The organism is Streptomyces sp. NPDC026301 (assembly GCF_055567935.1).
In genome coordinates this window covers 213,724-223,415 of record NZ_JBVHPN010000015.1, presented here as the reverse complement: position 1 = coordinate 223,415, position 9,692 = coordinate 213,724, and the positions used below count along the sequence as shown (strand labels likewise).

Genomic DNA, 9,692 nt, shown 5'->3' with positions numbered 1-9,692 from the left:
CAGGGGGGACCCTGTGGGAGAGTAGGACGCCGCCGAACAATTTTTCAGCTCCGGTCCCTGAACCTTCTGGTTCAGGGACCGGAGCTTTTTTGTTTCGCCATTGCAGTGCGGCGCGTCACTTGCCGTTCACGTTCGGCCGCCAGCATCCGAGCCATGGGGACAAGTGGAACGCTTGAGTCGCTCGAGTCGGCGGGTATCGGCACCGGTGACGAGGTCGTGGTGCCGGCGTTCGGCAACGCCGAGGTCACCGAGGCCGTCGTGCGCGCCGGAGCCGTACCGGTCTTCGCCGACGTGGACCCGGACACCTACTGCCTCGACCCGGCCGCGGTGGCCGACGTCGTGAGCGCCAGGACCGCCGCCGTGATCGCCGTGCACCGCTTCGGACAGCAGGCCGACATGGCCAGGCTGCGGAAGCTGGGAGCGCGCCACGGGCTGCTGGTGCACGGCGCCGAGGAGCCGGGTGTCGCGCCCGGTGGCGCCGAGCGGCGGCGGGCGTACGCGACGTACTTCGACGGGCGGCTGCGCGGCGTCGTGACGCCCACGGAGCGCGCGCCGCACACGTACGAGCAGTACGTGGTCCGGGTGCCGGGCAACGGCCGGCCGGACCGCGACGCTTTCGCGCGGACGCTGCGGGCGAAGGGCGTGGCCTGCCGGGTGCCCGTGCCGGTGCCCGTGTACCGCATGCCCGCTTACCGCCGCGATCTGCTGCTGCCGCAGACGGAGCGGGCGTGCGACGAGACGCTGGCGCTGCCCGTGGGGGAGTCGTTGAGTCGCCGTGAATTGCACCGCGTAGTGAGCGCGTGCAATGCGCTCGGCGGGCTTCTCCAGCCGGCGTTCTGACCGCTGCCGGAGTTACCGGAGTAATGCGGGTGGGGCCGCTGTCGGGTAATTCCGATTTACCGGGAGTGTGCTGCTGACCTGGGCGGCAGGTGGTTCGAATCACGGCTGGGAGTCGGGTATAGTTAATGCCGTCGACGCGCCCCAATAGCTCAGTCGGCAGAGCGTCTCCATGGTAAGGAGAAGGTCTACGGTTCGATTCCGTATTGGGGCTCTGACGAGAAAGGCCCCCGCCAGCAGGCGGGGGCCTTTTTGTATTTGGGGGGGGGAACGGTCGGGGCCTTGAGGCGATGCCCCAAGGCCCCGATGACTTTCGGCCGTCCTACGGCGTCATTGCGTCGTGCACCGCCTCCGGCACCCGCATGGCGAGGATGGCCATGTCGTCCGAGGCGGGCTCGGCGGCGAAGCGTTCCACGGCGCGCAGGATGCGTGCGGCGACCGCGCCGGCCGTGAGGCCCGTACATGTCGTGAGGACGTCCGCCAGGCCGTCGTCGCCGAGCATCCGCGTGCCCTCACGGCGCTCCGTGACGCCGTCGGTGACGCAGAGGAGGACGTCGCCCGGGTCGAGGGTGACGGTCTGCGCGTAGAGCTCCAGGTCCTCCATGACGCCCAGCAGCGGCTGCGGTTCGGCGGCGGGTTCGACCGTGCCGTCCTGGCGCAGTCGCAGGGGCAGCGGGTGGCCCGCGCAGACGACCTTCAGTACGGCGCTGCCGTCGCGCTGGGGCCACAGTTCGCCGTAGAGGAGCGTGAGGAAGCGGCTGCGGGCGCCCTCGTCGAGGATCGCGGCGTTGAGGCGCTCGAGGACGGCGGGGCCGCCGAAGCCCTCGCGGGCGAGCAGGCGCAGCGCGTGCCGGGCCAGGCCCGTGACGGCCGCGGCCTCCGGGCCCGTACCGCAGACGTCGCCGATGGCGAAGCCGTACGCGCCGTCGCGGATGGGGAAGAGGTCGTAGAAGTCGCCGCCGACCTCGTTGCCCTCACCGGCCGCGCGGTAGATGACCTCGACCTCGACGCCGGGGACGTCGGGCAGTTCGGGCGGCAGCAAGCTGCGCTGGAGGGACTGGCTGATGGCCGTGCGTTCCGAGTACAGGCGCGCGTTGTCCAGGGCGAGCGCCGCTCGCCGGGAGAGGTCCTCGGCGAGTTCGAGGATCTCCTGGCGGAAGTGCTCCTCGGTGGGCTTGCCGAGGGTGAGCATGCCGATGACGCGGTTACGGGCGACGAGCGGCAGTACGACGGTCTCGCCGCCGACGGCCGAGGCGGTGGCCAGGGTGGCGCCGGGGCCGCTGGACGGCCGCGCGGAGGCGCCCAGTCCGAGGCTGCGCAACGAGGTCCGCAGGGCGGCGTCGTGGGCCGCGTCTCCTGGGGCGCTCCATACGCGGGCCCCGGGAGTGGGCACCGGCTCCGGCGGCGGGACCTTCTGCAGCAGGGTCTTGAGGCCGTCGATGCGGTCCTCGTCCTCGTGCAGCACGAAGGAGAGTTCGGGCTCGGACGCCTGGTCGGCGACGGTGTACACGGCGCACCAGGTGGCGAGCGTGGGGACCGTCATCTGGGCCATGAGGGCCAGCGTCTGATTGCGGTCCAGGGTGCCGGCGAGCAGGTCGGACGCCTCGACGAGGAAGGAGAGGGAGCCGCGGCGGAGCCGTTCCAGCTCGGTGAGGCGGGCGCGTTCAACGGCGAGCGCGATGCGGTCGGCGGCGAACTGCAGGCGCAGCGCCTCTTCGTTGGTGTACCGGCCGGGGGCCTCGGCCGCGACGCCGAGGGAGCCGGTGAGCCGGCCCTCGACCTTGAGGGGGACCGTGACGACCGAGCGCATGCCCGTACCGGAGAGCAGCGGGACGGCCCCCTGTACGGCCGTGAGGTCCTCGTGGACGGCCGGCATACGGGCGGAGCCGTAGCGGCCGCTGCCGGCCTCCACAGGGACGCGTGCGAAGCGCTGACGGGCGGAGGGCAGCCCCGTGGAGGCGCGGACCTCCAGCTCGGTCTCGTCGTCGGTGGCCAGGAGGAGGTACGCGGCGTCGCCGTCGAGCATGTCGCGGGCGCGTTCGACCGTGCGCTGCAGGAGGCCGTCGAGGTCGTCCGGCGCCGGGGAGCCGATGAAGACCTCGAACGGGTCGGCGGGGCCGTGCCCCTCGGACTGCTGGCCGGACGAGTCCGACGGGGTGCGCGGCGGGCTCTGGAGGACGGCGCGCTCGTGGTCGCGGACGAGGAGGCAGACCGTGGAGGGCTCGCCGTCGGCGTCGCGCACCCGTAGGTGCGAGGCGTACACGGGGACGACGCGGCCGTCGGCGCCCCTTATGCCGTAGCTGCCCTCCCAGCGGGAGAGCAGCAGGGCCTCGGCGATGCCGGTGCCCGTACCGGGGGTGTGCGGCCAGGCGGCGAAGTCGGTGAGGGGCTTGCCGATCACCTGTTCGGGCGCATAGGCGAAGAGTTCCTGCGCGTCCTCGTTCCAGGAGCTGATGCAGCCGCCGCGGTCGATCTGGACGACGGCGACGCGGACCCGGTGCTCGGCGACGGGGAGCGCGTCCACGGGCAGCGCGGGGCCGGCGGAACGGGTGCCGGCGGGGCGCTCGGGCAGGTCGAGCTGGAACCAGACGTGCTTCTGGGAGGGGGTGTACTCCACGCCCCAGCGGGTGGCCAGGGCGCCGCACAGCAGCAGTCCGCGGCCGCCCTCGCGGTCGGGGTGGGCGAGCGCCTGTCCGGAGCTCTGTACGGGCACCTCGCGCTCCGGATAGCGGTCGGCGACCTCGATCCGGACGCCGGTGTCGGTGCGGAGGCAGAGCACGTCGGCGGCGGTGCCGGCGTGCACGACGGCGTTGGTGACGAGCTCGCTGGTGAGGACGACGGCGTCGTCGATGATGTCGCCGTGGCCCCAGCCCTGGAGGGTGTCGCGCACGAAAGCCCGAGCCGTGGCGACCGAGCGTCCTACCGGCTCGAAGGTGGCAGCGGCCCGCGCGGTGATCACTGGTCTCCTCATGCGTGTGTCGGTGATCTGCTCCCCCATAGTCGCGGCGCCCCTCCGAATGCCCGTCGTGCTCGCGCCACCGCACCGGCCGTGCGGGTGGACAGCCGGAGCCCAGGGTACTTACCTTCGACGCCCGCATGGATGCCGGTCACGTGTGTTTCCCGCCCCGGGCTCGCCACGGACGGTATGCGATGCTGCCGAACTGTTATGGCCTGGTTGGGCCATGGTGAAACACTGGGAAGGCTTCAAGAGAAGGCCCGGGTAGAACGGTCGACCCTGCGGGAGGGACACGGTGGAGTCTGGCGGAGCGGCGCGGGGTGCAAGCACGCGCGCGAAAGGCGGACGCTCCCGCAACAACGGGACGACCGAGGTGGACACGGCGGCACTGAACCGCCTGCTGTCCGCCTTGGTGTCGATGCGGGACGGCAACTTCCGCAAGCGGCTGACCGTCTCCGGTGACGGGATCATGGCGGAGGTGGCGGCCGTCTTCAACGAGGTCGCCGACCGCAATCTGCACCTCACGGGCGAGCTGGCCCGGGTGCGGAGGGTCGTGGGACGTGAGGGAAAGCTCACAGAGCGGCTGGAAGTGGGGGCCTGCGAGGGCTCCTGGGCGGCCGCGATCGACGCGTCCAACGCGCTCGTGGACGACCTCGTACGGCCGGTCTCCGAGGTGGGCCGGGTGCTGTCCGCGGTGTCCGAGGGCGACCTCGAGCAGCGCATGGACCTGCGCACGCGGAGCAGCGACGGGACGACGGCGCACCCGCTGCGGGGCGAGTTCCTGAAGGTCGGCCGCACGGTGAACGGGCTGGTGGACCAGCTCTCGGCGTTCACCGACGAGGTGACCAGGGTCGCCAGTGAGGTCGGTACGGAGGGCAAGCTCGGCGGCCAGGCGCGCGTACGCGGAATGTCCGGTTCGTGGAAGGACCTCACGGATTCGGTCAACACGATGGCCTCGCGGCTCACCGCTCAGGTACGTGACATTGCTCTCGTCACGACCGCGGTGGCCAAGGGTGACCTGTCCAGAAAGGTCACCGTCCACGTCGCGGGCGAGATGCTGGAGCTGAAGAACACCGTCAACACGATGGTGGACCAGCTCTCGTCCTTCGCCTCCGAGGTCACGAGGGTGGCCAGGGAGGTCGGTACGGAGGGCGAGCTCGGCGGCCAGGCGGGGGTGCCGGGCGTCGCGGGCGTCTGGAAGGACCTGACCGATTCGGTCAACCTGATGGCCGGCAACCTCACGGCCCAGGTGCGCGGGATCGCGCAGGTGACGACGGCGGTCGCCAACGGCGATCTGTCCCAGAAGGTCACGGTGAGCGCGCGCGGCGAGGTCGCGCAGCTGGCCGACACGATCAACACGATGACCGAGACGCTGCGCACGTTCGCGGACGAAGTGACGCGGGTGGCGAACGAGGTCGGCGCCGAGGGCCAGCTGGGCGGCCAGGCGCAGGTGCCGGGCGCGGCCGGTACGTGGAAGGACCTCACCGACTCGGTGAACAACGCGTTCCGCAACCTCACCGGTCAGGTGCGGGACATCGCGCAGGTCACGACGGCGGTGGCCAACGGTGATCTGTCGCAGAAGATCACCGTCGACGTCTCCGGCGAGATGCTGGAACTGAAGAACACCGTGAACACGATGGTGGACCAGCTGTCCTCCTTCGGTGCCGAGGTCACGCGGGTGGCCCGGGAGATCGGTGTCGAGGGTGAGCTGGGCGGCCAGGCGCAGGTGCCGGGTGCCGCCGGTACGTGGAAGGACCTCACCGACTCGGTGAACACGGCCTTCCGGAACCTCACCGGCCAGGTGCGCAACATCGCCCAGGTCACGACGGCGGTGGCCAACGGTGATCTGTCGCAGAAGGTCACGGTCGACGTCTCCGGCGAGATGCTCCAGCTGAAGAACACCGTGAACACGATGGTGGATCAGCTGTCCTCGTTCGCCGACCAGGTCACGCGGATGGCCAGGGACGTGGGTACGGAGGGCAGGCTGGGCGGCCAGGCCCAGGTTCCGGGTGTGAGCGGTACGTGGAAGGAACTGACCGACTCCGTCAACTTCATGGCGGGGAACCTCACGTCCCAGGTGCGGCAGATCGCGCAGGTGACGACGGCGGTCGCGCGGGGTGATCTGTCGCAGAAGATCGACGTGGACGCCCGCGGCGAGATCCTGGAGCTGAAGAACACCATCAACACGATGGTCGACCAGCTCTCGGCATTCGCGGAGCAGGTCACCAGAGTCGCCCGTGAAGTGGGTACGGACGGCCGGCTGGGCGGTCAGGCGCAGGTGCCGGGTGTGGCCGGCGTGTGGCGGGACCTGACCGATTCGGTGAACGGTATGGCGGGCAACCTGACCGCTCAGGTCCGCAACATCGCACAGGTCGCGACCGCGGTCGCCCGTGGTGACCTCTCCCAGAAGATCGACGTGGACGCCCGCGGCGAGATCCTGGAGCTGAAGAACACTCTGAACACGATGGTGGACCAGCTGTCCTCGTTCGCCGACCAGGTGACGCGGGTGGCCCGCGAGGTGGGCACCGAGGGCATCCTGGGCGGCCAGGCCGAGGTCCAGGGCGTCAGCGGCACCTGGAAGGACCTCACCCAGTCCGTCAACTTCATGGCGAACAACCTCACCTCGCAGGTACGGAACATCGGCGAGGTGACGACCGCGGTGGCCCGCGGCGACCTCTCCAAGAAGATCACCGTCGACGCCAAGGGCGAGATCCTCGAACTGGTCACGACCGTCAACACGATGGTGGACCAGCTCTCGCTGTTCGCCGAGCAGGTGACGCGGGTGGCCCGTGAGGTGGGTACGGAGGGCCAACTGGGCGGCCAGGCCCGGGTGCCGGGCGTGACCGGCATCTGGAAGGACCTCAGCGACAACGTGAACCTGATGGCCAACAACCTGACCATCCAGGTGCGGAACATCTCCCAGGTCTCCGCGGCGGTGGCCAACGGTGACCTGACCAAGAAGGTCACGGTCGAGGCGCGCGGCGAGGTCGCGACGCTGGCCGACACGGTGAACACCATGGTGACGACCCTGTCGTCGTTCGCCGACGAGGTGACACGGGTCGCCCGTGAGGTGGGCACCGACGGGATCCTGGGCGGTCAGGCCCGGGTGCCGGGCGTCGCGGGGACGTGGAAGGACCTCACGGAGTCGGTGAACTCCATGGCGTCCAACCTGACCGGCCAGGTGCGGAACATCGCGATGGTCACGACGGCCATCGCGAAGGGTGATCTGACCAAGAAGATCGACATCGACGCCCGGGGCGAGATCCTGGAGCTGAAGACGACGATCAACACGATGGTCGACCAGCTGTCGTCCTTCGCCGAGCAGGTCACCCGGGTGGCCCGCGAGGTGGGTACGGAAGGCCAGCTGGGCGGTCAGGCGCAGGTGCGCGGCGTGGCCGGTACCTGGAAGGATCTGACCGAATCGGTGAACGAAATGGCGGGGAACCTCACCCGTCAGGTGCGCGCGATCGCCGCCGTCGCCGCGGCGGTGACCCTCGGCGACCACAACGTCCGCATCGACGTGGACGCGGCCGGCGAGATCCTGGAGCTCCAGGACAACGTCAACACGATGATCGCCACGCTCCGCGAGACCACGCTCGCCAACGAGGAACAGGACTGGCTGAAGGGCAACCTCGCCCGGATCTCCGGTCTGATGCAGGGCCGCCGCGACCTCAAGGACGTCGCGAAGCTCATCATGAGCGAGCTGTCGCCCGCGGTCTCCGCACAGCACGGCGCGTTCTTCCTCGCCACGTCGGCCGACGACAACCAGGAGATCGGCGCGGACGGCGGTGAGGCGGGCGACTACGAACTGCGGCTGACGGGCTCGTACGGCTATTCGATGGGCGCGATGCCCACCACCTTCGTTCCGGGCGAGACGCTCATCGGCACCGCGGCCGAGGAGAAGCGCACCATCCTGGTGGAGAACGTGCCGTCGGGGTACCTGAAGATCTCCTCCGGACTGGGCGAGGCGCCGCCGGCCAACGTGATCGTGCTGCCCGTGCTCTTCGAGGACAAGGTGCTGGGCGTCATCGAACTGGCGTCGTTCCAGCCGTTCACGCAGATCCAGAAGGACTTCCTCAGCCAGATCGCGGAAATGATCGCGACCAGCGTCAACACGATCTCGGTCAACACCAAGACCGAGATCCTGCTGAGCCAGTCCCAGGAGCTGACCGAGCAGCTCAAGGAGCGCTCGGCGGAGCTGGAGAGCCGGCAGCGCGCGCTGGAGCTGTCCAACTCCGAGCTGGAGGAGAAGGCGGAGCAACTGCGCAAGCAGAACCGCGACATCGAGGTGAAGAACACCGAGATCGAGGAGGCGCGGCAGGTTCTGGAGGAGCGCGCCGAGCAGCTCGCGGTCTCGATGCGGTACAAGAGCGAGTTCCTCGCGAACATGTCGCACGAGCTGCGTACGCCGCTCAACTCTCTGCTGATTCTCGCCAAGTTGCTGGCCGACAACGCCGAGGGCAATCTCTCGCCGAAGCAGGTGGAGTTCGCCGAGACGATCCACGGCGCGGGCTCGGACCTGCTCCAGCTGATCAACGACATCCTGGACCTGTCGAAGGTCGAGGCGGGCAAGATGGACGTCAGCCCGACCCGGATCGCGCTGGTGCAGCTGGTGGACTACGTCGAGGCGACGTTCCGGCCGCTGACCGCGGAGAAGGGCCTGGACTTCTCGGTACGGGTCTCCCCGGAGCTGCCCGCGACGCTGCACACCGATGAACAGCGCCTCCTTCAGGTGCTGCGCAACCTGCTCTCCAATGCGGTGAAGTTCACCGACTCCGGAGCGGTGGAGCTGGTCATCAGGCCGGCCGGTTCGGACGTCCCCGTGGCCATCCGCGAGCAGCTCCTGGAGCACGGCGCGCTGCGCGACGCGGACGCGGACATGATCGCCTTCTCGGTGACGGACACCGGCATCGGCATCGCGTCCAGCAAGATGCGGGTGATCTTCGAGGCGTTCAAGCAGGCGGACGGCACGACGAGCCGGAAGTACGGCGGTACGGGCCTGGGCCTGTCCATCAGCCGCGAGATCGCGCGGCTCCTGGGCGGCGAGATCCACGCGGCCAGTGAGCCGGGCCGCGGCTCGACGTTCACGCTGTACCTGCCGTACAACTCGGGCGGGCTGCCGCCGCAGGGCTATCCGCAGCTGGTCGCGGGCGGCTTCGCGATGGACGCGGAGGCGCACGACGCGGAGATCGCCGAGCAGGAGGCGGCGGCGGACCGCGCGGCGGAGGAGCAGCCGACGACTCCGGACGCCGCGGTCTCGGGCCTCAACCGCCGTCGCCGGCGCGGGCTCACGGGTGCGGCGCCGCGGCCCGCGCTGCCGGCGCTGCCCAGTGGGCCGACCGTCTCGCAGTCGCAGCAGTCCGCCGACGAGCCGTGGATGGGCAGCGGACAGGACCTGGTGGCGCCGTCCTCCGAGGGCGGCGGTTTCCACGGCGAGAAGGTGCTGATCGTCGACGACGACATCCGCAACGTCTTCGCGCTCACCAGCGTCCTGGAGCAGCACGGCCTGTCGGTGCTGTACGCGGAGAACGGCCGTGAGGGCATCGAGGTGCTGGAACAGCACGATGATGTGACAGTGGTGCTGATGGACATCATGATGCCGGAGATGGACGGTTACGCCACGACCGCGGCGATCCGCCGGATGCCGCAGTTCGCCGGCCTGCCGATCATCGCCCTGACCGCCAAGGCCATGAAGGGCGACCGGGAGAAGAGCATCGAGTCCGGGGCTTCGGACTACGTGACGAAGCCGGTGGACACCGACCATCTGCTCTCGGTGATGCAGCAATGGATGCGCGCGGAGTGACGGGGCGTACGCGGAGAGGCCGGACCTCGCCCCATATGCTGACTCCCTGTGGTCGCGCACGTGTGGGAGCACGGTATTCGGGGAACCTTCTGGTCT

Annotated in this window: 3 protein-coding genes and 1 tRNA gene; 3 read left to right on the top strand and 1 reads right to left on the bottom strand. The window is 69.7% G+C overall.

From position 1 onward, the window contains the following. Positions 1–105 precede the first annotated feature (105 nt). Positions 106–840 (top strand): DegT/DnrJ/EryC1/StrS family aminotransferase, encoded by a 735-nt coding sequence (locus ACZ4MH_RS25850; RefSeq protein ID WP_467754706.1) that lies wholly within the window; start codon positions 106–108, stop codon positions 838–840. 138 nt (positions 841–978) lie between these two features. Next, positions 979–1,051 (top strand) — tRNA-Thr (locus tag ACZ4MH_RS25845). A 108-nt stretch (positions 1,052–1,159) separates the two neighbouring features. On the opposite strand, the gene ACZ4MH_RS25840 is transcribed toward ACZ4MH_RS25845, so the two are convergent. Then, positions 1,160–3,808 carry a SpoIIE family protein phosphatase gene (locus tag ACZ4MH_RS25840; protein WP_351600720.1) on the bottom strand — a complete coding sequence of 883 codons (2,649 nt, stop codon included), beginning with the start codon at positions 3,806–3,808 and terminating at the stop codon, positions 1,160–1,162. A gap of 280 nt (positions 3,809–4,088) precedes the next feature. Between ACZ4MH_RS25840 and ACZ4MH_RS25835 the strand changes: the two genes are divergently transcribed. Then, the gene (locus ACZ4MH_RS25835) at positions 4,089–9,596 is read left to right on the top strand and encodes a HAMP domain-containing protein (RefSeq protein WP_351600723.1); all 5,508 of its coding nucleotides are present in this window, start codon (positions 4,089–4,091) and stop codon (positions 9,594–9,596) included. Positions 9,597–9,692: the final 96 nt, after the last annotated feature.

What these genes read in the sequence shown, in the direction of transcription:
- ACZ4MH_RS25840 (WP_351600720.1), bottom strand. Translation starts at nt 3,808, where the DNA reads ATGAGGAGACCAGTGATCACCGCGCGGGCCGCTGCCACCTTCGAGCCG.